This window comes from Methylophaga sp. F-2, assembly GCF_056859315.1.
In genome coordinates, this window is sequence record NZ_JBSXOF010000015.1 from 320,408 (window position 1) to 345,949 (window position 25,542).

General features: G+C 44.2%; 20 protein-coding genes. 17 read left to right on the forward strand and 3 right to left on the reverse strand.

Annotated features, from left to right (window positions below; translation table 11 throughout):
• Positions 1-59: 59 nt before the first annotated feature.
• From dnaK to AC13DA_RS03915, 5 genes are all read left to right on the forward strand, one after another.
• The gene (gene dnaK, locus AC13DA_RS03895; protein ID WP_417542380.1) at positions 60-1,979 is read left to right on the forward strand and encodes a molecular chaperone DnaK; all 1,920 of its coding nucleotides are present in this window, start codon (positions 60-62) and stop codon (positions 1,977-1,979) included.
• 90 nt (positions 1,980-2,069) lie between these two features.
• The gene (gene dnaJ, locus AC13DA_RS03900) at positions 2,070-3,182 is read left to right on the forward strand and encodes a molecular chaperone DnaJ (RefSeq protein ID WP_007144425.1); all 1,113 of its coding nucleotides are present in this window, start codon (positions 2,070-2,072) and stop codon (positions 3,180-3,182) included.
• 44 nt (positions 3,183-3,226) lie between these two features.
• Complete coding sequence (gene dapB / locus AC13DA_RS03905; protein WP_007144426.1) at positions 3,227-4,033, forward strand: 4-hydroxy-tetrahydrodipicolinate reductase; 807 nt, start codon at positions 3,227-3,229, stop codon at positions 4,031-4,033.
• 139 nt (positions 4,034-4,172) lie between these two features.
• Positions 4,173-5,222, forward strand: a complete 1,050-nt coding sequence (locus tag AC13DA_RS03910) for an HD domain-containing phosphohydrolase (protein ID WP_273183006.1) — start codon at positions 4,173-4,175, stop codon at positions 5,220-5,222.
• Between the two features lie 11 nt (positions 5,223-5,233).
• A complete protein-coding gene (locus AC13DA_RS03915) occupies positions 5,234-8,767 on the forward strand; it encodes a transporter substrate-binding domain-containing protein (RefSeq protein WP_284452256.1) in 3,534 nt (1,177 codons plus the stop codon).
• Here the strand turns inward: AC13DA_RS03915 and AC13DA_RS03920 are convergent.
• Both AC13DA_RS03920 and mrcB read right to left on the reverse strand, forming a co-directional pair.
• Entirely contained in the window at positions 8,764-9,318 is a 555-nt protein-coding gene (locus tag AC13DA_RS03920; protein ID WP_007144429.1) for a tetratricopeptide repeat protein, read from the reverse strand. The genes AC13DA_RS03915 and AC13DA_RS03920 overlap by 4 nt on opposite strands.
• 12 nt (positions 9,319-9,330) lie before the next feature.
• Positions 9,331-11,685, reverse strand: a complete 2,355-nt coding sequence (gene mrcB / locus AC13DA_RS03925; RefSeq protein WP_284452257.1) for a penicillin-binding protein 1B — start codon at positions 11,683-11,685, stop codon at positions 9,331-9,333.
• A gap of 374 nt (positions 11,686-12,059) precedes the next feature.
• Between mrcB and AC13DA_RS03930 the strand changes: the two genes are divergently transcribed.
• The 12 genes from AC13DA_RS03930 to rluB all read left to right on the forward strand — a co-directional run bounded on the left by AC13DA_RS03930 (position 12,060) and on the right by rluB (position 24,583).
• Positions 12,060-12,614 (forward strand): thioredoxin family protein, encoded by a 555-nt coding sequence (locus AC13DA_RS03930; RefSeq protein WP_007144432.1) that lies wholly within the window; start codon positions 12,060-12,062, stop codon positions 12,612-12,614.
• A 26-nt stretch (positions 12,615-12,640) separates the two neighbouring features.
• The gene (tkt, locus tag AC13DA_RS03935; RefSeq protein ID WP_284452258.1) at positions 12,641-14,629 is read left to right on the forward strand and encodes a transketolase; all 1,989 of its coding nucleotides are present in this window, start codon (positions 12,641-12,643) and stop codon (positions 14,627-14,629) included.
• Positions 14,630-14,785: 156 nt separating this feature from the next.
• Positions 14,786-15,784 carry a type I glyceraldehyde-3-phosphate dehydrogenase gene (gene gap / locus AC13DA_RS03940; protein WP_284452259.1) on the forward strand — a complete coding sequence of 333 codons (999 nt, stop codon included), beginning with the start codon at positions 14,786-14,788 and terminating at the stop codon, positions 15,782-15,784.
• A gap of 131 nt (positions 15,785-15,915) precedes the next feature.
• Positions 15,916-17,103: a phosphoglycerate kinase gene (locus AC13DA_RS03945; protein WP_273183015.1), complete on the forward strand. Its 1,188-nt coding sequence runs from the start codon at positions 15,916-15,918 to the stop codon at positions 17,101-17,103.
• An 11-nt stretch (positions 17,104-17,114) separates the two neighbouring features.
• Complete coding sequence (gene pyk, locus AC13DA_RS03950; RefSeq protein ID WP_284452260.1) at positions 17,115-18,569, forward strand: pyruvate kinase; 1,455 nt, start codon at positions 17,115-17,117, stop codon at positions 18,567-18,569.
• A gap of 34 nt (positions 18,570-18,603) precedes the next feature.
• Positions 18,604-19,644: a class II fructose-bisphosphate aldolase gene (gene fba, locus AC13DA_RS03955; protein WP_284452262.1), complete on the forward strand. Its 1,041-nt coding sequence runs from the start codon at positions 18,604-18,606 to the stop codon at positions 19,642-19,644.
• Positions 19,645-19,792: 148 nt separating this feature from the next.
• Positions 19,793-20,167, forward strand: coding sequence for a fluoride efflux transporter CrcB (gene crcB, locus AC13DA_RS03960; protein ID WP_273183021.1), 375 nt, complete (start codon positions 19,793-19,795; stop codon positions 20,165-20,167).
• Complete coding sequence (locus tag AC13DA_RS03965; protein ID WP_273183023.1) at positions 20,164-20,466, forward strand: DUF190 domain-containing protein; 303 nt, start codon at positions 20,164-20,166, stop codon at positions 20,464-20,466. The genes crcB and AC13DA_RS03965 overlap by 4 nt, the downstream gene beginning before the upstream one ends.
• 4 nt (positions 20,467-20,470) lie before the next feature.
• The gene (gene serS, locus AC13DA_RS03970) at positions 20,471-21,742 is read left to right on the forward strand and encodes a serine--tRNA ligase (protein WP_284452264.1); all 1,272 of its coding nucleotides are present in this window, start codon (positions 20,471-20,473) and stop codon (positions 21,740-21,742) included.
• On the forward strand, positions 21,735-22,412 hold the full coding sequence (locus AC13DA_RS03975; protein WP_284452266.1) for a site-2 protease family protein: 678 nt from the start codon (positions 21,735-21,737) through the stop codon (positions 22,410-22,412). Before serS ends, AC13DA_RS03975 begins: the two co-directional genes overlap by 8 nt.
• 31 nt (positions 22,413-22,443) lie before the next feature.
• Entirely contained in the window at positions 22,444-23,661 is a 1,218-nt protein-coding gene (locus AC13DA_RS03980) for a tryptophan--tRNA ligase (protein ID WP_284452268.1), read from the forward strand.
• Positions 23,662-23,683: 22 nt separating this feature from the next.
• On the forward strand, positions 23,684-24,583 hold the full coding sequence (rluB, locus tag AC13DA_RS03985) for a 23S rRNA pseudouridine(2605) synthase RluB (protein ID WP_284452270.1): 900 nt from the start codon (positions 23,684-23,686) through the stop codon (positions 24,581-24,583).
• 28 nt (positions 24,584-24,611) lie between these two features.
• Here the strand turns inward: rluB and AC13DA_RS03990 are convergent, their stop codons facing one another.
• Complete coding sequence (locus AC13DA_RS03990; protein ID WP_007144444.1) at positions 24,612-25,529, reverse strand: GGDEF domain-containing protein; 918 nt, start codon at positions 25,527-25,529, stop codon at positions 24,612-24,614.
• Positions 25,530-25,542: the final 13 nt, after the last annotated feature.

Sequence of the window (25,542 nt, forward strand, 5' to 3'; positions counted from 1 at the left end):
TTACTTATCCGAAGGCGGCTTAAATAGCCAGCAAGATACAAGATTGATGGAGTATAAAAATGGGAAAAATTATTGGTATTGACTTAGGAACAACAAATTCCTGTGTCGCAGTGATGGAAGATGGCAAAGCTCGCGTTATCGAAAACAGCGAAGGCGATCGCACTACGCCATCAATCATTGCTTTTACAAAAGATGACGAAGTATTGGTTGGTCAGTCTGCAAAACGTCAGGCAGTCACCAATCCAAACAATACACTCTACGGCATCAAGCGTTTGATCGGCCGTAAGTTTAAAGAAGATGTCGTTCAGCGTGACATCGATATGGTGCCCTACAAAATCGTTGAAGCAGACAATGGCGATGCCTGGGTGTCTGTTAACGATAAAAAAATGGCGCCACCTGAAATTTCAGCACGTGTTCTGATGAAAATGAAGAAAACCGCTGAAGAATTCCTGGGTGAACCTGTCACAGAAGCGGTGGTCACTGTACCTGCTTACTTCAACGACTCACAACGTCAGGCAACCAAAGACGCGGGTAAAATTGCCGGTCTGGAAGTTAAACGTATTATTAACGAACCAACCGCTGCTGCACTGGCATACGGCATGGACAAAAAACGCGGCGATTCTACCGTTGTTGTTTATGACCTAGGTGGTGGTACATTCGACGTATCAATCATTGAGATTGCGGATATTGAAGGCGAACACCAATTTGAAGTATTAGCCACTAATGGTGATACCTTCTTAGGTGGTGAAGATTTCGACCAACGCATCATTGATTATTTAGTGGCTGAGTTCAAGAAAGATCAAGGTGTTGACCTGGCAAAAGATCCACTCGCTCTGCAACGTCTGAAAGATGCGGCTGAAAAAGCGAAGATCGAACTGTCTTCAAGCCAGCAAACAGATATTAACCTACCTTACATCACAGCGGATGCATCAGGTCCTAAACACATGGAAATGCGTTTAACTCGTGCTAAGTTGGAATCATTGGTTGAAGACTTGATTTCACGCAGCATGGAGCCATGTAAAATGGCACTGAAAGATGCCGGCCTATCTACATCTGAAATCAGCGATGTAATTTTAGTCGGTGGTCAAACCCGCATGCCTAAAGTGCAGGAAGCGGTTAAAGAAATGTTTGGTAAAGAGCCTCGTCGTGATGTGAACCCTGACGAAGCGGTCGCAGTGGGTGCTGCTATCCAGGCAGCGGTGCTTTCAGGTGATGTTAAAGACGTATTGTTACTTGACGTCACGCCACTGAGCCTGGGTATTGAAACCATGGGTGGTGTGATGACTAAACTGGTTGAGAAAAACACCACGATTCCAACAAAAGCGAATCAAGTGTTCTCAACAGCAGAGGACAATCAACCCGCGGTAACCATTCATGTGCTTCAAGGTGAGCGTGAAATGGCATCAGCGAATAAATCACTGGGTCGTTTTGACTTGGCAGATATTCCTCCTGCTCCACGTGGTACACCGCAAATCGAAGTGACATTTGATATTGATGCTAACGGTATTCTTAACGTATCAGCAGCAGATAAAGCGACAGGCAAAAAACAATCTATCGTGATTAAAGCGTCTAGTGGCTTATCTGATGAAGAAGTTGAGAAAATGGTGAAAGATGCAGAAGCGCATGCGGATGAAGATCGTAAATTCCATGAACTAGTGACTGCACGTAACCAAGCTGATGCATTAATTCACGGCACAGAAAAATCACTTAAAGATTTAGGTGATAAAGTTGAAGCTGATGAAAAAGCAAAAATTGAATCAGCGATCGCCGCTTTACAAGAAGCGATTAAAGGCGAAGACAAAGACGACATTGAAGCAAAAACAACCGCTTTAAGTGAAGTCGCTGGCAAGTTAGCAGAACGTGCTTATGCAGAAAATGCAGAAGCCGGTGCTGATGCAGGCCAAGCCGATGATGCAAAAGCAGGTGATGACGTCGTTGACGCTGAGTTTGAAGAAGTTGACGACGACAACAAAAAATAATCTTTAACGAGATTATGTTGAGCATGGCAAACAGGCGTCAGGAATTTCCGGCGCCTGTTTTGTCGTTTTAGGTAGTTGGGAAAAAGAATAATGGCCAAAAGAGACTATTACGAAGTTTTAGAATTATCACGCACGGCGACTGAAGCTGAAATCAAAAAAGCCTATCGTCGCATGGCGATGAAATATCATCCGGACAGAAATCCCGATGATGCTGAAGCTGAGTCCAAGTTTAAGGAAGCCAAAGAAGCCTACGAAATTTTATCTGATAGTCAAAAACGTGCTGCCTATGATCAGTTTGGTCATGAGGGTGTGGATCAATCCATGGGTGGAGGATTCAGAAGTAGTGGCGGCTTCAGCGATATTTTTGGTGATGTATTTAATGATATTTTCGGCGGTGGTGGCGGTGGCCGACAGCAGGCTTATCGCGGTGCTGATTTAAGATACCGTCTTGATTTGTCATTGGAAGATGCCGTTGCCGGAACCACGGCGAAGATACGTATTCCGGTCAATGTTGAATGTAACACCTGTGATGGCAGTGGTGCCAAGAAAGGCACACAGCCTGTTACCTGTACCACCTGTGGTGGTCATGGTCAGGTACGTATTCAGCAAGGATTCTTCACCATGCAACAGCCGTGTCCTCATTGTCGGGGCACAGGTAAAATGATTAAAGAGCCTTGCCCAGACTGTCATGGTGAGGGGCTGGTTCAGGAAGAAAAAACACTGCAAGTGAAAGTCCCTGCTGGTGTCGATACAGGCGACCGTATCCGTCTGGCGGGTGAAGGTGAAGCGGGTACTCACGGAGCCCCTGCTGGTGATTTGTATGTGGAAGTGTCAGTCAGCCGACATGATGTCTTCACTCGTGATGGTACAAATTTATTTTGCGATGTGCCATTGAGTTTTGTCACTGCGGCATTGGGCGGTGAAGTGGAAGTACCGACCTTGGAAGGCAAAGCCAATCTGAAGATTCCAGAAGGCACGCAAACTGGCCAGCAATTCCGCCTGAAAGGTAAAGGTGTGCAGTCAGTTCGTGGTGGCGCAACCGGCGATCTTTTATGTCGGGTTATTATCGAAACCCCCGTGAAGTTATCAAAAAAACAGAAAGAATTACTGCAAGAGTTTGAGGGCGATCTGAAAGGGGGCGGTGAAAAGCACAACCCGAAACATAGCTCCTGGCTGGATGCGGTAAAACGTTTTTTTGAATAATATGATGTGCAGATATCATCAGGCGAAATGAAAAAGGAATAATTATGGCCACTAAGATTGCGATTAATGGCGCTGCTGGCAGAATGGGGCGTTGCCTGATTCAGGCAGTTGAACAGACTGAAGGTTTAGAACTCAGTGCGGCGATAGATCGCGCCGATTCCTCGCTAATAGGCGCTGATGCAGGTGAAGTTGCAGGCGTAGGTAAACTGGGTATTGCGATTAGCTCGGATATCGAACAAGCCACGAAAGACTCCGACATCATTATTGATTTTACTTTGCCTGAAGTCACAATGGCTTTATTACCTGCTTGTGTTGCTCACCAATGTCGACCGGTTATCGGTACAACCGGCTTTGATGCAGACCAAAAACAAGCGATCGAAGATGCGGCAAAGCAAATAGCGACGATTTTGGCACCCAATATGAGTGTTGGGGTGAACCTGTCATTAAAATTATTGGATATTGCCGCACGTGTCTTAGGTGACGATGTCGACATTGAAATTGTTGAAGCACACCACCGCCATAAAGTTGATGCGCCATCGGGCACCGCATTGCGTATGGGTGAAGTGGTTGCCGATGCTTTAGGTCGTGATCTTAAACAGTGTGCTGTTTATGGTCGTGAAGGACGTACCGGAGAGCGTGATAGAAATACGATTGGGTTTGCCACTGTTCGCGCAGGCGATATTGTGGGTGACCATACAGTTATGTTTGCCGCCGAAGGTGAACGGGTTGAAATTACCCATAAAGCTTCCAGTCGTATGACTTTTGCATTCGGTGCCATGCGTGCATCTAGCTGGCTAATGCAGAAGCAAAATGGGTTATTTGATATGCAGGATGTTTTAGGTTTATCTTAAATTCTGACTGACAATTTTCTGTTAGAGCTCTGCTTCTGATCTCTAAATTTCTTTACCAATACCCTGCTTCATGCAGGGTATTGTACTTTTCTCTTAACTTACTTATATAATCGAACCAACGCATTAACAGGTTGGATTGATGGCACCACATGCTCAGATTCTCATAGTTGACGATGTCCCTGACAATATTCAGGTCGCTATGAATTTGCTGAGAGAAGACAGTTATGAGTTTTCTTTTGCCAATAGTGGCGAAAAAGCATTATCAATTCTCAATAGTGATGATGCTGATTTTGACCTTATTCTGCTCGATATAATGATGCCTGGCATCGATGGTTATGAAACCTGTAAACGCATAAAGGCTAGCTCACAATATCAGGATATTCCTATCATATTCCTCACGGCCAAAGCCGATGTTGACTCGATTGCCAAGGCATTTCAGGCTGGCGGGGTCGATTATGTGACCAAACCGTTTCATGCTGCTGAGCTGTTAGCACGTGTCAGAACCCATATCCAGCTATACCAAACCAAAAAGTGGCTCGAACAACAAAATATTGACCTTGAGACAAAATCCCGTTTCGCCCAGGCTCGATTATTATCTGAATTAGAAAACAGCCAAAAAGAATTAATCTGGTTTTTAACTGAGCTGATGGAATCGACATCAGATGAAACAGGCAAACACATACGTCGTGTGGCAGAAATCTCAGCATTATTGGCAAAACTTCATCCGACATTAACGGATATGGATGCAGATACCCTTTATCATGCTTCACCGATGCACGATATCGGTAAGATGACAGTGCCTCATGAGATTCTTCATAAGCCAGGGAAATATACGCCGGAAGAGTTTGAGATCATGAAATCGCATACCACTAATGCCTATAAATTATTGTCTGGTTCCAAACGTAAATTAATTAAATCAGCGGCGATTATTGCTCATCAACATCATGAAAAATGGGATGGCAGTGGCTATCCGAGAGCGCTAAAGGGCGATGATATCCACATATATGGTCGTATCGTGGCATTAGCGGATGTGTTTGATGCCTTAACCCATCAACGTTGTTATAAACCTGCCTGGTCTGTGAATGAGGCTATTGAGTTCATTAAAGAACAGCGAGGTCTTCACTTTGATCCTGAGTTAGTGGACTTGATGATACAGAATCTTGATAAGTTTGCTGAAATAGTGAAATAGAAGCATATAAGATGAATGATGATTTAATAACAAAAAGAATGATGTTTATCACTTTGTTCTTTCTGTTATTAAATGTGGTCGTTACTTTGTTTAGCTCGACTGTTATGGCGGATAACGAAACGGTTAAAACACAGTATCAGACACCAGTATTACTAACGCAGGAAGAAATTGACTGGATAGAAACACATCCAGTAGTGATTGTCGGTGGAGGCGCTGAGTGGCCACCCTACGATTTTATTGATTCGAAAGGCCAGTATCAGGGTATAGCTAGAGACTACCTTAATATTATTTCATCGTTAACCGGTTTGAAATTCAAATATGAGGAGACGGGTACTTGGCGCGATCACCTTAAACAGTTTGTGGCGGGAGAAATTGATTTACTACCTGCCGTATTTATGACACAGGAAAAGTCTTCATATATGGCTTTTTCCAGTCCCTATCACGAAGCAGTAGAGTATTTTTTTATTCGCAGTGATATCAAGCTGGATGACAAAAACTCTCTGGATAATTTACGGGTCGCTTTACCGAGAGATGACTCTCGCATCAGTACGATTAAACGTTATTTCCCTGAACTCAATATTGTTGAAACCAACACTGCAGATGAGGCTATTGAGCTGGTTTTAAATGGCAAAGCCGACTTGTTGTATGACTACTATGCGGTATTAAGTTACAAGCTGGACAGGCAAGGGATCCTGAATATCGAACCCTTACAGTCAACACGCTATTTAGGGAGTGAGAATCTCTATATGGCTACGCAGAAATCTGAGCCAGTGTTGTTATCCATTATTGATAAAGGTTTGCTGGCTATCTCTGCTGTGCAAAAACGTAGTATTGATGACAAGTGGTTCAAACGAAATATTATCGCAGAAGGCGTTTCCAAAAATATTATCCTGTCACCGAGTGAACAAGCCTGGTTAAACGAACATAAAACAATTCGCTTTACGGGTGATCCAAATTGGTTGCCCTACGAAGCATTTGATAAAGATGGCAACTATATTGGTATTGTTGCTGAATATTTGCATTTGATAGAAAAGAAGCTGGGTATCACGATTGAGTATGTTCCAACGTCCAGTTGGACTGAATCTATTGATCTGATTAAGTCTGGTAAAGTCGATATGATTTCAGAAACCCGTGATTCCACTTTGGGTCAGTTTCTTACTTTCACCAGGCCGTATTTAAATAGTCCGATTGTTGTCGTGATGCGTGATGACAATGTCTATGTCGAAAGTCTTTCTTCCATAAAAAAGAAAAAAATTGCGGTCATTCATGAATATGGTTATGTGAATAATATTCGTAACCAGTATCCCGAAATTAACTTCATCGAAGTCATGAGCATTCAGGATGGCCTAACAGCTGTGTCTACGGGAAAAGTAGATGCATTGGTCGCAACATTGGCACAAGCCAGCTATCACATTGCAGAGATGGGGATTAATAATATCAGGATAGTGGGTGAAACCGGGTTTAAAACCTCTCTTGCATTCGGCTTTAGTGAGGCATATCAGCCTATGGTGAGTCTTTTTAATCGCACATTTAATGCGATTTCGCTTACAGAGAAACAACGTATTCTGGATGAATGGGGAAAAGATAAATACGCAACGATCGTTGATTACAGTCTTGTTTTGAAGGTTATTGCAGTATTTCTGGTAGTAGTAGCATGGATTTTATATTGGAATAGAAAGCTCGCTGCTCAGATTCGTTTGCGGGAAGCGGCCGAAGCACAGACAAAAACATTGATAGATCATCTTCCCTTGCAAATTTCGGTGACACGCTATGATGGCCAGATTATTACTGGTAACCCGCAAGCCTTATTAGACTACAACCTACAAATAGATGAATTGGAGCGATTTAATATTCTCGATTTTTACGCCAATCCAAGTCAGCGTGAGGATGTTCTGGAAGATATAAGAACAAAAGGGTTTGTCGATCAGAAAATCGTCCAGTTTAAAAAACTGGATGGTGAAGAACGCTCAATGATGGTGTCTATCATGCCCATCAAATATCAGAATCAAGATGCCTTGTTGGGTATTGCGGTGGATCTCACGGACAGGCTGGAGATGGAAGCACAGTTGCTGGAGGCGAAAGAAAAAGCCGAGGTCGCTAATCGCACTAAATCGGAGTTTCTGGCCAATATGAGTCATGAAATTCGTACACCTATGAATGCTATTATTGGGTTTACCGAACTGCTTTATGAGCAGGTCAAAGACAACAAGATAAAATCCTATGTAAAAACCATTCAGTCTGCCGGCAATGATTTAATGTTATTAATAAATGACATTCTCGATTTATCCAAAATTGAGGCGGGAAAATTAGAGATTAATTACGCAGCGACAAACCCGCACGTCTTATTTGAAGAGTTATCCCATATTTTCAGTGTGCCTTTGAGAAATAAAGGCGTAGAGCTGGTATTAGAAGTAGATGCTGAAATTCCACAAAGTCTGATGTTAGACGTGGTTCGACTGCGCCAGGTATTGCTCAACTTATTAGGAAACGCCGTTAAATTTACTGAGTCAGGGCGAATAACCATGCGGGCACGTGTCGATAATAAAAATAATATCGGCAGTAAATTAGGGCTGCGTATCGATGTGGAAGATACCGGTCTTGGTATTCCAGAAGATCAATTAGACCGAATTTTTGAAGACTTTAATCAAACAGTAGGTCAGGATACCGCCAAGTTTGGTGGCACGGGGTTGGGATTATCGATTTGCAGTCGTCTCATTAAACTGATGGGTGGGACGCTTACCGTCAAGAGTCAATTGGGCAAAGGGTCGATATTTACTGTGCACTTGGATAATGTCGTTGTGGCAGCGATTGCTGCTGAAACAACATTGAATAATTACAGCGAGCCGACATTGCCGGTTTTTGCTCCGGCAACCATTCTTGTGGTTGATGATATTGAAGATAACCGGCGCTTGGTGGCTGAGAGTTTCTCTACTTCTGCACTGAAAATTATTGAGGCCGAAAATGGTAAAGAAGGGGTTGAAGCGATGAAACATCATCCTATTGATTTAGTGTTGATGGATTTACGTATGCCCGTGATGGATGGTTATCAGGCGGCAGAAAAAATTAAGGCAGAATTTGATATCCCGGTCATTGCGCTCACAGCCTCTGTGATGAAGGATGATTTTGATCGTCTCAAATCAGAGCATTTTGATGCGCATATCCGTAAGCCAGTCAAAAAGGCCGAACTCTACCATAAGCTGGCCGAATTCTTAGTGCATGAACAGCCTAGTGATTCAGACATGGCTCACGCTAATGATCAGATGCCAGTCTTATCGAAACATGAAATTAGTGTATTACCGACTATTCTCGGCTTTATGGAGAGCAAAATGCCGATTTGGAAGATGGTCAAAGAAAGCAATAATATGAGTGAAATTAAACGTTTTGCATCGGACCTGAACCAAGTCGCAGATAAAGAGAAATTCACACCTTTAGCCAATTATGCCCAGCAACTTCTGGATAAAGTAGAAGTATTCGATATTCAGGGTATGACGGACTTATTGTCCGATTATCCCTTCCTATATAAGCGCTTAAGTCAGTCTGATTAGTATTTCTGGGCTCTCAGTTTAGCTACTTCTGCTCCGGAGACGTCGCCAGCCCGTAATCTGATTTCGGTGATCAACTGCCAGAAACGTTTCAGAAGAACTTGATTACCTGAGGATAACGACACGCCCTTTAAGGCGACTTGTTCTGCTAAGTCATAATCTTCCAGACTCATATGCGTCTGAGCTAAAGAGTAATAGACTTTAGGATCCCTTGGGGCAATACGTTGTGCTCGTTGTAAGTTATTCTGCGCACTTCTTAAGTCACCACTGACTCTTGCTTGCTCAGCCCTGTCCAGTAAAGCAATAACAGCAGGGTTTTGTTTTTGTGGCAACTGAGCTTGCGGTGGTGGCGCTTGGTGTGAAGGGATAGATTGTCCAGGAATGGCTTCTTCCACAGGCGGATAGGCATGAGTTTCAGGCGTGGGCTGTTGAGGAGGCAGGTTACTACGATCATCAACTGGTGGTTGTGAGGGTTGATAAGGCGATGTTGTACAGGCAGCAAGCACACTTAGCATAAGCCCCGTTACAAAAAAACGTGATACATAATTTGTCATTGTTATACCTTATTAGAACCAGTCTTTGATCCAGTTCAATGAACGTGTCACTGGGTTAGATGATTCATCTGGTTTTGTCATACATTCGGATGCTTCAGTCGGTTCTGATCCAGAAATAAAGGGTAGCAGCCTTGCACCTTCGCAGTTTTCAGCAGACAGTAAACCGGTTTCAGCGTTTATCCATAGCCATTTTATATCGTCTGGTAACGGTGCCTCAAATGATTCAAGCGGCTGAGTTTTCATAAAGCTCTTCCAGACTCTGAGTGCACCACCGGAACCGGTAAACGGCAAGGGTGAATTATCATCCAGGCCTAGCCAGACGACGGCTAAACGATTGTTACTAAATCCTGCAAACCAACTGTCGCGCTGGTCATCGGTGGTTCCTGTCTTTCCGGCTGTATTGATACTGCTCGGTAATACGGAATAAATGCTGGCAGCAGTACCGCTGTGAGTGACTTCCTGCATGGCAGTTTGAATTAGATAAACATCATCAGCATCAATAGTTTGACGTAGCTGGAATGGATAGCTGGATAATGCTTCGCCCTGACTATCTGTCACCGTGCGAATCGCTCGTACAGGTGTCTGGAAACCATTGGCAGCAATCGTTTGATACATGGTCGCTACTTCGAGGGGGGATAGTCCTTGTGCGCCAAGTAAAAGAGAGGGGTAAGCATCTAACTGACGTTTAATACCCAGCCGATTTAATGTGTTAATCACTTCTTTTAAGCCAACCTCCATACCAAGGCGAACAGTTGCAATATTATAAGAATGGGCTAAGGCATCAATCAGCATGACCTGTTGGTGTGATTGTTTGCTGAAGTTTTGTGGTTTCCATGTTTGCCCATTAGGCAGTTTCACCGTCAAGCTTGAGTCATCAACAATACTGGCCAGCGTTTTGCCATGCTCTAATGCGGTTAAATACACTGCGGGTTTTACTAGGGAGCCGATTGGGCGAAGCGAGTCTAATGCGCGGTTAAATCCTTTGTAACGGGTGTTTTTATCACCAATAACCGCAAGTACTTCACCCGTTTGTGGATCCGTGACTACCATACTGCCCTGCAATGGTTTCAGTTTGGCGCCATAGCTTTGTTGCAAAGTGCTGATGGTTTGTTTGAGTGACATTTCAGCATGGCTTTGAGTGATGGGATCCAGGCTGGTGTAAACACGTAAACCTTCGGAATTCAGATCTTCATCACGGTAGTCACGACGAAGTTGTCGTTTTACTAAATCCAGAAACGCCGGGTAGGCTTCTTTTAATAAGGTACCTTTTTTGACGACATCAAGATCCGCATTGATAGCTTGCTGATATTGTTGCTGGGTGATTTTCCCCTGCTCAAACAACACTTGTAATACCAGGTTACGTCTTTTTTTCGCTCGTTCAGGGTGACGTCTTGGATCATAATAAGAGGGCCCCTTAACTAGTCCAGCCAGTAGCGCTAACTGATGCAATTTCAGTTCTTGTAGGGGTTGAGCAAAAAAGTAATGTGCTCCTAAACCAAAACCATGAATGGCTCGGGAGCCATCCTGTCCCAGATAGACCTCATTTAAATAAGCTTCGAGAATTTCATCTTTGTCATAATGAAGTTCTAATAACAAAGCCATGGGAATTTCGAGGAGTTTTCTGACAAGGCTGCGATCCGAGGTCAGATAAAAGTTTTTGATCAATTGCTGAGTTAACGTACTGCCACCTTGCACAAAACCACCGGCTTTAATATTAGCAACCATCGCACGAGCAATGCCTTTAGGCGATATACCGTGGTGCTGATAAAAATCCCTGTCTTCTATCGCGATCAAGGATTCGGTCAGCATCGGCGGCGCATCTTTCAGCTGGATAAGATCCCGATCTTCGTTATTTAAGGGATAGATACCACCGATGAGTACGGGTTCAAGCCGAACCAACGGCACATCCTGCCCCTGGTAATCTCTCAATTGTGTTAGGCCTTGGCCATCAAAATCGAGAATCAGTTTTCTTGCCGGCTCCATACCGTCACTGAAGCGGAATCCCCGAGTTGCAATAATGGCTTTTGATGTCGAAAACGCGGCTTGCCCCGGTTGGGCGGCTTTGTTGGTAAACTGATAACCCAAGCCTCTCAGCTCGATTTTTAAGTCAGCAATCGATATTGGCGCACCCGCATATAGTTCCAGTGGACGTGCATACACCTTGGCAGGAACCGCCCAACGTTTGCCTTCAAACTGGCTACGGATTTGAGCATCAAGAAACAGCGTTAACAAACCGAGCAGAACGAGGATCGTAAAAGCGATCTTGAGTAAGCTTGAGCGACTGATGAAACCAGTTTGTTTTTTTCTTCGGGAGCTTGTTTTTTTTGAGCGTGTACGTTTTTTAGCGGGCGTTTTCTTTTGAGCCATGAGATTCTCAGCTTAGGATACGAGCCTGTTCAGGCGGTAATTCAATAACAACATTAAAACATGATGTTGGCATTAAGTGATAACAGTGCACCTTAATATGCGGCGTTCAGCGGAAACGAATCGTTAAAACGCGCAGCAGTGAAAATTGTCAGAGGTCTGATCCTGTTTGTAGATAAATCAGGGCAATGGAAACCGATACGCTTGTGCTCTAAGTCATTACTTTTTTTACAGTTCGTCAAAACAGGCACGCCTAAAAAGCGCTAACAGCTTGATTTCGCATTATGCAATTTGTCTGGTAATATGCAGAACTCCAAAAGAGTTTCATGCGTAGTTTTTCACCTGAAACGACAAAAGTACAACTGTAGCGAGCGTTTATGGCTTTAGAGACACCAGTCTGTGAATTTGGTTTGCCTGCTGTGGATTTTTCTCTGCCAGGAACAGACGGTAAAATTTGGACATTAGATGAGTGTCGTGGTGAAAATGGACTATTAGTGATGTTCATTTGTAACCATTGTCCGTACGTACAAGCGATCATGGATCGACTTGTCCGTGATACGAATGCGCTGAAAGAGTTGGGCGTTAACTCTGTCGCCATTATGTCTAATGATGTGAATGACTATCCAGAAGATGCTTTCGATAATATGAAACGCGTTGCTGAACAGCAGCAGTTTTCATTTCCTTATTTGTATGACGAAACACAACAGGTTGCCCAGGCTTATGGTGCAGTCTGCACGCCCGATTTTTTTGGTTATAACGGTGATTTGCAACTACAATATCGCGGTCGTTTAGATGCCAGTAAAAAACAAGCAGCGGCATCTGATGTCAGACGAGATTTGTTTGAAGCAATGAAACAAGTGGCAGAAACAGGCCACGGCCCAGAAAATCAAATACCTAGTATGGGTTGCTCGATCAAATGGCGGGCAGCTTAATTTTTTTTAATAGGAGAATGTAGATAATGGCTACACGTAGACATTTAGCTAATGCTATCCGTGCGCTGAGCATGGACGCAGTACAAAAGGCGAACTCGGGTCACCCCGGCGCGCCTATGGGTATGGCAGATATTGCCGAAGTGTTATGGAATGACCATTTAAAACACAACCCAAACAACCCAAATTGGGCTGATCGTGACCGTTTCATCCTATCTAATGGTCACGGTTCTATGTTGATTTATTCATTGTTGCACTTGTCAGGTTATGACTTGCCAATGGATTCAATCAAAACATTCCGCCAATTACATTCACAATGTGCGGGTCACCCTGAATACGGTTATGCACCAGGTGTTGAAACAACAACAGGTCCATTAGGCCAAGGTATCACCAACGGTGTTGGTTTTGCGATGGCTGAAAAACTGATGGCTGACCAATTTAACAAACCAGGTCATGACATCGTTAACCACCACACCTATGTATTCATGGGCGACGGTTGTTTGATGGAAGGTGTTTCTCATGAAGCATGTGCACTTGCGGGTACATGGGGTCTGGGTAACCTGATCGCATTCTGGGATGACAACAATATCTCTATCGACGGTCACATTGATGGCTGGTACACAGATGATACTGCTAAACGTTTCGAAGCATACGGCTGGCACGTTCAATCAGTTGATGGTCATGACTCTGATGCGATCAACGCAGCTATTGAAGCAGCGAAAAAAGTCACTGACAAACCTTCACTGATTTGCTGTAAAACCATCATCGGTTTCGGTTCACCAAACAAATCAGCTAGCCATGATTGCCATGGTGCGGCATTAGGTGAAGAAGAAGTTGCATTAACGCGTAAAGAGTTAGGTTGGGACTACGAACCTTTTGTTATTCCTGAAGATGTTTATGCGGGTTGGGATGCGAAAGCTAAAGGTGATGCTGCTGAAGCTGAATGGAACAAAAAGTTCGACGCTTATGCTGCTGAATACCCAGAATTAGCAGCTGAATTTAAACGCCGCATGGCAGGTGAATTACCCGCTGACTGGAAACAATTCACAGATAAAATGATCGCTGATTTCAACGATAAAGCAGAAAGCGTTGCTTCACGTAAAGCATCACAAAACGTTATCACTGCTTTAGCGCCTGAATTACCAGAATTTATCGGTGGTTCTGCTGACTTAACAGGTTCTAACCTGACAAGCTGCTCAAGCTTCAAACATGTTTCTGGTAAAGAGCCAGGTAACTACATTTCATACGGTGTTCGTGAGTTTGGTATGTATGCCATCATGAATGGTATGGCTCTGCACGGTGGTTTACTGCCTTACGGTGGTACGTTCCACATGTTCTCTGACTATGCTAAGTCTGCTTTACGTATGGCGGCATTGATGAAGCAACGCACAATTGCTATCTTGACTCATGACTCTATCGGTCAGGGTGAAGACGGTCCTACTCACCAACCAATCGAAAACACAGCAGGTCTGCGTTACATTCCTAACATGGATGTATGGCGTCCTTCTGATGAAACTGAAGTTGCTGTGGCTTGGGTTGCTGCCGTTGAACGTAAAGATGGTCCTTCAAGCTTAGTATTAAGCCGTCAAGGTATCCCTGGCCGTAAACATGATACTGCTGACTTTGAAGCTATCCGTAAAGGTGCTTATGTATTGTCTGAAGCAGAAGGTGGCGCAGCTGATGTCATCATTATCGCGACAGGTTCTGAAGTTGACTTAGCGGTTAAAGCACAAGAAGAACTGAAAGCTGACGGTGTGAAAGCACGCGTTGTTTCTATGCCTTCAACCAATGTGTTTGATCGTCAAGACCAAGCTTACAAAGACAGCGTGTTAACACCTGGTGTTAAACGTGTATCTGTTGAAGCGGGTGTCACTGACTTCTGGCGCAAGTATGTTGGCCTGGAAGGCGGCGTTGTTGGTATCGATACATTTGGTGAATCTGCGCCAGGTGGTGTATTGATGAAACACTTCGGCTTCACAGTTGAAAATGTCGTTAAGACAGTTAAATCAGTGCTGTAATGATTGCTGATTTAAATTAAGTAGTAATTGAGTCGAACCAGTGGGCAGTTTTGCTCACTGGTTTTTCTCTCTCTAAAACTCGAAAGTCTAATAAGTGAGATTTCAGACTGAGATTTCAGTTCTTAGACAGACGGATATAGTGATAGGGGATTAAGCATGACGATTAGAGTCGGTATTAATGGTTTTGGCCGCATTGGTCGCATGGCATTTCGTGCAGCCATCAAAGATTTTACAGATATTGAAGTGGTAGCAATCAATGACTTGTTAGATCCCGAATATCTGGCTTATATGCTCAAATACGATTCTGTGCATGGTCGCTTCCATGGTGAAGTAGAAGTCAGAGATGGCAATCTGGTGGTGAATGGTAAAACCATTCGTATTACCGCTGAGCGTAACCCTGCAGATTTGAAATGGGATGAAGTCGGTGCGGATTTGGTTATAGAATGTACGGGCTTTTTCCTGACCGAAGAAAGTTGTCAGGCCCATATTGATGCCGGTGCCAAAAAAGTGGTGCAGTCTGCGCCATCAAAAGATCACACCCCAATGTTTGTGTATGGTGTGAACCATAAAGATTACGACGGTCAGGCGATTGTTTCTGCTGCATCTTGCACGACCAATGCATTAGCGCCTGTCGCCAAAGTTTTGCATGACAGCTTTGGTATCAAACGTGGATTAATGACTACAGTACATGCTGCCACCGCAACACAAAAAACCGTGGATGGCCCTTCAATGAAAGATTGGCGTGGTGGTCGCGGCATTTTGGAAAATATTATTCCATCATCTACCGGTGCGGCGAAAGCGGTTGGTAAAGTCTTACCTGATTTGAATGGCAAGTTAACCGGTATGGCTTTCCGCGTGCCGACATCGGATGTTTCGGTGGTTGATCTGACGGTTGAGTTAGACAAAGATGCGACATATGAAGATATCTGCGCAGCGATGAAAGCCGCTTCTACATCAGAGTTAAAAGATGTACTGGGTTATACGGAAGAAAGCGTGGTATCAACGGATTTTCGTGGTAACACAGCCCCTTCAAACTTTGATGCCGGTGCTGGAATCGCATTGGATAAGACGTTTGTTAAAGTGGTTGCGTGGTATGACAATGAATATGGCTATACCTGCAATATGATGCGTCTTGTACAGCACGTTGGTCGTTAATTCATTCATTTATCAATAAAAACGTTAAGGCTTTCTGGATTCAGGAAGCCTTTTTTTATGGTCAAACTAATTTAGAACGTTATACTTTGTGATGGAGATCACAAATTTAATTATTCACGAGGAAAATCATCATGTCTGTAATCAAGATGGCTGATCTGGATTTGGCGGGTAAGCGTGTACTGATTCGCCAAGATCTTAATGTGCCACTGAAAAAAGGTGTTGTTGCTGATGGCACCCGTATTCATGCTTCATTGCCCACTATAGAAATGGCATTAAAAGCAGGTGCAAAGGTCATGATCATGTCGCATCTTGGCAGACCAACTGAAGGTGAGTATGAGCATCAGTACTCGCTGGCCCCTGTTGCTAATTATTTATCAGCCTTATTGGATCAACCGGTCAGGCTTGAGCAAAACTGGCTAGAACCAGAATTTATACCCGTTGAAGCGGGTGAAGTCGTCTTGTGTGAAAACGTGCGTTTTAACATCGGTGAAAAAGCCAACGATGATGCGTTATCTCGTCGTATGGCCAAGTTGTGTGATGTGTTTGTAATGGATGCCTTTGGCACAGCTCATCGTGCTCAGGCGTCGACGCATGGCGTAGCGAAATACGCACCGATTGCATGTGCCGGTCCACTATTGGCAACAGAATTAGAAGCATTGGCGAAAGCATTGGATAACCCGGCAAGGCCGCTAGTTGCGATTGTAGGTGGCTCAAAGGTATCCACCAAGTTGACGGTGCTGGAATCGTTATCTAAAAAAGTGGATCAACTGATTGTCGGTGGTGGGATAGCCAACACTTTTATTGCGGCAGAGGGTCACCAAGTCGGTAATTCGCTTTATGAAGAAGACTTAATTGATACCTGTAAAAAACTAAGAGCGGAAGCTCAGGCTCGTGGTGGGGATATTCCGGTACCAGTTGATGTCGTATGTGGTAAGCATTTTGCTGAAAATGCGGAAGCTGAAGTCAAAAAAGTGACCGATATCGTTGCCGATGACATGATTTTTGATATTGGTCCAAAATCGGCCGCCGCTTTAACAGAAATTTTAAAAAACGCTGGTACGATTGTCTGGAATGGTCCGGTCGGCGTGTTTGAATTTAATCAGTTTGGTGAAGGCACGAAAGAAGTCGCGATGGCGATTGCTGAGTCTGATGCATTTTCTATTGCTGGTGGTGGTGATACATTAGCGGCAGTGTCTAAATATAAAATTTGTGATGACATTTCTTATATTTCAACCGGTGGTGGCGCATTTCTGGAGTTTCTTGAAGGTAAAAAATTACCGGCTGTAGATATTTTGGAGCAACGTGCCGCACAAGCATAAAGGAGTTTCATGTGACGGCCATAAGACGAACAAAAATTGTTGCGACTTTAGGGCCGGCCACACAAAGCCCGCAAGTATTGGATGCGATGATCGCAGCCGGCATGAATGTGGTCAGGCTTAACTTCTCTCATGGTGAGCCTGACACTCACATTGCGTTGGCAGAGCTGGTCAGAGAACGTGCTCGTATGCAAAATAAACAGGTTGGCATTCTGGCTGACCTTCAGGGACCCAAAATTCGTATCTCCCGCTTTAAACAAGGCTCGGTTGTGCTTGAAGAAGGCGCGTATTTCATTCTGGATGCCCAGCTTGGTAGAGACGAGGGTGATGAACAGCAAGTGGGCATTGACTATAAAGCGCTTCCACGTGATGTCAAAGCGAAAGACACCTTGCTCCTTGATGATGGCAGGATTGTATTGCGTGTGGATAAAGTCGATACGCATAAAATCTATACGACGGTAAGTTTCGGTGGTGTTCTCTCCAATAACAAAGGCATTAACCGTCTTGGTGGTGGACTATCTGCCAAAGCCCTTACCGATAAAGATAAACATGATATTAAAACGGCTGCCAGCATGCAGGCAGACTATCTCGCTGTGTCATTCCCTCGTTCGGCTGATGATATCCATCAGGCAAGGCAGTTATTACGCGATGCTGGCGGCTATGGTGCCATTGTGGCAAAAATTGAACGTGCAGAAGCGGTAGAAGCTATTGATGAGATCATCTCAGCTACCGATGCGATTATGGTCGCACGTGGCGATTTGGGCGTGGAGATGGGGGATGCCGCATTACCGCCTATTCAAAAACGTATCATTGGGCTGGCTCGTAAAAAGAACTGCCTGACCATTACAGCCACCCAGATGATGGAATCAATGATCATGAATCCGATTCCGACCCGGGCTGAAGTGTTTGATGTGGCCAATGCTGTGCTGGATGGCACCGATGCGGTGATGTTATCCGGGGAAACGGCGATTGGTAAAAATCCAATAAAAACCATAGCGGCTGTTGACCGTGTTTGTCTGCAAGCAGAACTGGAACGTGAAATACGAGTATCGCGACACCGGATAGACTCGCATTTTGAACGGATGGATGAAGCCATCGCTATGGCTGCTATGTATACTGCCAACCATCTGGATGTAAAAGCGATTGCTGCGTTGACGGACTCAGGTGCAACCACGTTGTGGATGTCCAGAATTAGTTCAGGTATTCCTATCTTTGCACTTACACCCCATGAAAAAACAGCACGGAAAGTGACCTTATACAGAGGCGTTTATCCGCTTAAGTTTGATGTAGAACATCATGATCATGCGCTGATGAATAAAGAGATGGTAGATGAGCTTGTCCGCCGTGGTGTTGTGTCTGATGGTGATATCGTCATTATCACTAAAGGCGATCTTGAAATTCAGGGCAGCACCAATGCTATGAAAATTGTCAAAGTCGGTGATATGGCTGAACCCAGACAGATAGACTAAACACAGAATATGAATTTTTTTTACAGGAGGCTTTATGGCCCTGATTACGTTGCGACAATTATTAGACTATGCAGCTGAACATGATTTTGCTGTTCCGGCATTCAATGTCAGTAATATGGAGCAAGTACATGCCATTATGCAGGCAGCAGACAAGGTAGATAGCCCTGTGATCATGCAGGCCAGTGCGGGTGCCAGAAAATACGCTGGTGAGCCATTTTTACGACATATGGTCCTTGCAGCAGTTGAAGAATATCCGCATATTCCTGTGGTTTTACATCAGGATCATGGCGCTAGCCCGGCTATCTGCATTCGTTCGATTCAGTCAGGATTTACTTCGGTGATGATGGATGGATCATTACGAGAAGACATGAAAACACCGTCTGATTTTGACTATAACGTGCAGGTGACAAAAAACGTTAGTGACATTGCCCATGCATGCGGTGTTTCCGTGGAAGGGGAGTTAGGCTGCCTGGGCTCTTTAGAGACCGGTATGATGGGGGAAGAAGATGGTCATGGTGCTGAATCTGCCTTAGATCATAGTCAACTATTGACCGATCCCGATGAGGCAGTGGAGTTCGTGAATTTAACGCAGGTTGATGCTTTAGCCGTTGCTATAGGCACCAGTCATGGCGCCTATAAGTTTACACAACCACCAACAGGTGATGTGCTGGCGATTAGCCACTTAAAAACCTTGCAACAAAATCTGCCTGATACCCATTTTGTGATGCATGGTTCAAGCTCTGTACCGCAGGAGTGGTTGAAGATTATCAATACACATGGTGGAGATATTGGCCAAACCTATGGGGTGCCTGTAGAAGAAATTGTTGAAGGCATTCAATATGGTGTGCGTAAGGTCAACATTGATACCGATTTACGCATGGCTTCAACGGGTGCTATTCGTCAGTTTTTGACTGATGAGAAGAATAAAGCGGAATTTGATCCACGGAAATTCTTCAAAGCAGCGGCGCAGGCGATGCAAACGATTTGTGAAGCGCGTTATCAGGCATTTGGTAGCGCAGGACATGCCAGAAAGATCGTGCCTGTTTCATTAGCTAAAATGGTTGAAAGATATTAGTTTGGGTCGATAACAGTTTGTTTGTCAGTGATTTTCATCTACTCAGACTTATCTATGATTGAATGTTATTTTCCTCATTAAACAATCAGTTGCGAGGCTTGTGCCAGAATACGGTAAACTACCTGTTTTTTAGCAGGGAATATCGTTCGTGCATCAAATAATTGCTATTGCCGCCGGCGGTGCAGTGGGTGCCGTACTCAGGTTTGTTGTTTCCAACGGCATCTATCGTGTTTTAGGGCGAGACTTTCCCTACGGCACATTGGCTGTTAATGTGCTCGGTTCTTTATTGATGGGATTTCTGTTTATCATCTTTATCGAGAGAGAGTTGGGTATGACAGAATGGCGCTCTGCCATTTTAATCGGTTTACTTGGCGCGTTTACGACGTTTTCGACATTTTCTATGGAAACTATTGCTCTGCTGGAAGCCGGTGATGTGACGAGAGCCATGCTAAATATATTTCTTAGCGTTTTGCTCTGTCTGACGGCTACATGGATAGGTCTAAGCCTGGGGAGACAGTTATGAGTCGGTTCGAAGTCACGATGGTTCGTGTATACCTTGCTGAGGGGCGGGATCATAGTAATCGCGTTATAGAGTTACTTGAAACATTAGATATTAAAGGCTTTACCGTATTTCGTGGCATTGCTGGTTTTGGTGCTGAACAAAAGTTGCATAAAGCGTCACTATTGGATTTATCACCTGAATTACCATTGGTGATCGAGTTTTTTGATGTTCCACATAAAGTGGAAAAAATTATTACACAGCTGGAAAGTATGGTTAAGCCGGATCATATTGTGAGCTGGACTGCACAATCTGGAAAATAAAAGAATGTTAGATCCGAAGTTATTAAGAAATGAGACTGAACAGGTTGCTGAGCAACTAGCCCGAAGAGGCTTTGATTTAGATGTTGCATTATTGGCTAAGCTTGAAGAAGAGCGTAAACAGGCACAGCTGGATGCTCAGGAATTACAAACAGAAAGAAATAGTCGTTCTAAAAATATTGGTAAAGCCAAAGCGGCGGGTGAAGATATTGCTCCCTTGCTGAAAGAAATCGAGGATTTAGGTGACCGTCACAAAGCGGCTGAATCACGTTTAAACGATGTGCTGACCCAGTTGCAAGACATCGCCATGGGTATTCCTAATCTTCCTCAGGCGGATGTTCCGGCCGGTAAAGATGAGAGCGAGAACCAGGAAATTTTACGTTGGGGTGAACCGCGTCAATTTGATTTTGAACCAAAAGATCATGTCGACCTAGGTGCTGCTTTAGGTATGGATTTTGATACCGCAGCAAAAATCAGTGCTGCCCGTTTTGTCACTTTGTCAGGTCCTTTGGCTAAGTTACAGCGTGCGCTGACCCAGTTTATGCTCGACTTACACAGTGAACAGCATGGTTACACGGAAACCTATGTTCCTTATTTAGTGAATGCTGACTCTTTAAGAGGAACAGGACAGCTACCAAAATTCGAAGAAGATCTGTTTAAAGTGAATGATGGTGAGTTTTATCTGATTCCAACAGCTGAAGTGCCAGTGACTAATATTGTCCGCGATACGATTACTGAAGATGCATCGCTGCCTCTGAAGTTTGTGGCACATACACCGTGTTTTCGAAGTGAAGCCGGCTCTTATGGTCGCGATGTGCGTGGTCTTATCCGTCAGCACCAGTTTGAAAAGGTTGAGTTGGTACAAATCGTCCGTCCACAGGACTCAGCTGCCGCGCATGAAGAATTAACAGCACATGCTGAAAAAGTATTGCAGTTATTAGATTTGCCATATCGTAAGGTGAATTTGTGTACGGGTGATTTAGGGTTTTCATCTACAAAAACCTATGATCTTGAAGTTTGGTTACCAAGCCAGCAAACCTACAGAGAAATTTCATCTTGCAGTAATTTTGGTGATTTCCAGGCACGTCGTTTACAGGCTCGCTGGCGTAATCCTGCTACTGGAAAACCTGAGTTAGTTCACACGCTCAATGGTTCAGGACTGGCCGTTGGCCGTACGCTGTTAGCGTTGATGGAAAATCATCAACAGGCAGATGGTTCGGTGTTAATTCCAGAGGCGTTACGTCCATATATGGGCGGTCAGGACAGCATTCGTGTTTGAATTTAGTTTGGTCCAGAAAATTATTATCTGGGCGATACCTGTTTTATTTGCCATTACTGTGCATGAAGTTGCGCATGGTTGGGTTGCATTAAAGTTAGGTGATAGAACAGCACAAATGTTGGGTAGGCTCACGCTAAACCCCTTTAAACATATCGACCCTATCGGCACAGTACTTGTGCCCGGCTTATTATTATTACTGGGCGGCTTTGTATTTGGCTGGGCGAAACCGGTACCGGTGAGCTATCAGAATCTGCATCAGCCCAAACGAGATATGGCGTGGGTGGCTGCTGCCGGTCCTGCTGCCAACTTTATTATGGCGATTATCTGGGCGATTGTTGCCAAGCTGGGCTTGATGCTTATTCATGCCAATATTACATTGGGTCAGCCAATGATGCTCATGGGATTTGCGGGGATACTAATTAACACAATGTTAATGATGCTTAACTTACTGCCTATTCCTCCTCTGGATGGCAGTCGTGTGTTATCAAGCTGGCTACCAGGACCGATGGCATATAAGTTCAGCAGGATAGAGCCTTATGGTTTCTTTATCTTGCTGGGACTGCTTTATTTCGGCATTTTGAATTTGATTTTATGGCCATTGGTCAGTGCTATGCTAGGTTTGCTGGTGTCTGTCTTTCATTTACCAGCACAAATATTCAGTATTTTATAGTTAGCTAATTAAGGCTTATCAGGAGAACATTTTGGATACGGTTGCTATACAGTCCCGTCGCATTGTTTCAGGCATGCGTCCAACAGGGCAATTGCATTTAGGTCATTATCATGGCGTTCTAAAAAACTGGATTAAATTACAGCACGAATTTGACTGCTTCTTCTTTGTCGCAGACTGGCATGCATTGACGACTCATTATGAAGAGAGCAGTGTCATCGAAGGCAGTGTTTGGGAGATGGTGATTGACTGGCTCGCTGCCGGTATTGAACCTTCGACGGCATCGCTGTTTTTACAGTCAAAAGTACCTGAGCATGCTGAATTACACTTATTATTGTCGATGATTACACCGCTTTCGTGGCTAGAGCGTGTACCAACATACAAAGATCAACAAGAAAAACTAAAAGAAAAAGATTTATCGACTTACGGCTTTTTAGGCTATCCCTTATTACAAAGTGCCGATATTTTGATTTATCGGGCGGGTCAGGTGCCTGTAGGGGAAGATCAGGTCGCTCATGTCGAGTTAACACGTGAAGTCGCTCGTCGTTTTAATCATATCTACGGTCGTGAGTTGGACTTTGAAGAAAAAGCTGAAGCGGCGATTAAAAAAATGGGTAAGAAAAACGCAAAGCTCTACAATACTCTGCGTAAGTCATACCAAGAGCAAGGTGATGCGGATGCTTTAGCCACCGCGCGTGAGTTGCTTAAAAACCAACAGAATTTAGCGCTGGGTGATATGGAGCGCTTATTCGGCTATCTGGAAGGTGCAGGTAAAGTGATTTTGCCCGAGCCAAAAGCCTTATTAACACCGGCATCTAAAATGCCAGGCCTGGATGGTCAAAAAATGTCCAAGTCATACGGCAATACAATCTCGCTGCGTGAGCCTGATGATAGCCTGGCAGAGAAAATTAAGCGTATGCCAACGGACACCAACCGTGTTCGACGTACTGATCCTGGTGAGCCCGATCGCTGCCCTGTATGGCAGTTGCATGAGGTTTACGCTTCAGAAGATCAGAAACAGTGGGTACAAGAAGGTTGTCGTAGTGCCAGTATTGGTTGTCTGGATTGTAAAGGTCCGTTGATTGATGCTGTTAGTGCTGAACTGAGACCGATTCGTGAACGGGCGTTGGATTTTAGCCAACACCCAGAAGATGTCCGCCGTATTATTGATGATGGTAATGCTGCCGCGCGTGAAGTGGCACAGGAAACCTTGGCGGAAGTCCGTTCATCAATGGGTTTAAACTATAAATAAAAAGGGTTGCTGACGCGTTTTTATGGCTGAACGTATTCAAAAAGTATTAGCAAGAGCAGGTTATGGCTCTCGTCGCCAGGTAGAAACCTGGATTAAAGAAGGACGTGTCACTCGTAATGGTGAGTTGGCAAGTTTAGGAGATCAGATCAGTGAAGGCGATCGTTTAAAGCTGGATAATAAACCGCTTTCTCCGAAACGTTTATGGCAGGAACCGGCTAAACAGGTCATTCTCTATAACAAACCTGTTGGTGAAGTGTGCACGCGTAAGGACCCTGAAGGCCGTCGTACTATCTTTCAGTCCTTACCTATTCCAGAGCAGGGCCGTTGGGTCAGTGTGGGACGGCTTGACTTAAACACCAGTGGTTTAATCATCCTGACCACAGATGGTGAATTGGCAAATCGTTTAATGCATCCATCGCATGAAATGGATCGCGAATATGCGGTTCGTGTCTTAGGCGAAGTGACATCAGAAATGATGCAGACGCTACGTGATGGCGTCATGCTAGAAGATGGTGAAGCTAAGTTTGCAGATATTCAGGAATCTGGCGGTGAAGGAGCCAATAAATGGTACCACGTGGTTATCCAGGAAGGTCGTAACCGTGAAGTACGTCGCTTGTGGGAAAGCCAGGGTGTACAGGTCAGCCGTTTGATGCGGGTGCGTTATGGACCCATCATTATTCCTAATAATCTGCGTATGGGACACTGGACAAAGCTGGAAGGTTCAGACTTAGATTATCTTTATGAACAGGCTGGGATGAAGCCAGTCAGTAACGTTACAGGTGGACGCAAGAAACCAGCTGCTAAGACGGAGCGTCCTAAAAAAACACGTCCAAGAAAAGAATATAGTACCAATAAAAAAGAACAAAGCCGGGATCAGGATGAGCCCACGCCTAAAAGAAGACCTCGTATTCGAGGCCATTGATTTTATACTGTCTGCTGTCTATTAAAGATTAGGGTTTCTTGGCGCAGACAGTTATATTCTTACCCATGTGTTTGGCTTCATAAAGTGCCATATCAGCCCGTTCAAACAGGTGATAGCCTTCTTCATTCATATCAAGTTGGGCTACGCCTAAGCTGATGGTGAAACCGAAGCTGTTTGTTCCATCATGAGATAATATTTGTGCAACGGATTCACGGATTCTCTCAGCTGCAACTTGAGCGTCGTGAATGCTAGTATCCGTTAGTAGCAGAACAAATTCTTCACCACCAAATCTGAATGCCAAGTCACTACCACGCAAATTCTGGTTAATCATATCTGCCAAAATTTTAAGTGCTCTATCGCCGGTCATATGACCAAAGTTGTCATTGATAATTTTGAAGTTATCAATGTCAATAAGGACGAGTGACAGAGGTATATTGTGTCTTTTTGCTCTGTCGATTTCCCTATGCAAACTTTTTTCATAAGCAGCCCGGTTACCCAAACTGGTTAAGTCATCCAGTAGTGCAGAGGCAAGTGCTTTTTTATAAAGCAGGCAGTTACGTAAAGGGTAAACAAGCAGGCTGAGTAAATCTTCTAGAAAAATAATATCTGCTTGAGAAAACTTTTTGCTTTGCGTAAAGCTAAGATCGCCCAGATAATCACCATTCATTTCAAGCTTATAATGGCAGCGGTGGTGAGATTTTTCCGCCGAGTTGATATCGACTTTCATACTAGGGTTTTGATAATGAAAGCTACACTCAGGGAAAACAGCATTCACTTCATGCTGAAATAATTGAAGCATGTCTTCCAAAATAAGGCTGGTTTGCAGCGTGTAAGGAAGTTGACGGTGTATGTCTTCCGCTGTTTTGGTCTGAGTGTAATCTATTGCTGGTTTAGACCCTTCTACCAGGCTTAGTTTATGCTTGTTTGATATTGATGGGTGTTCCATTGGAGCACTTCCT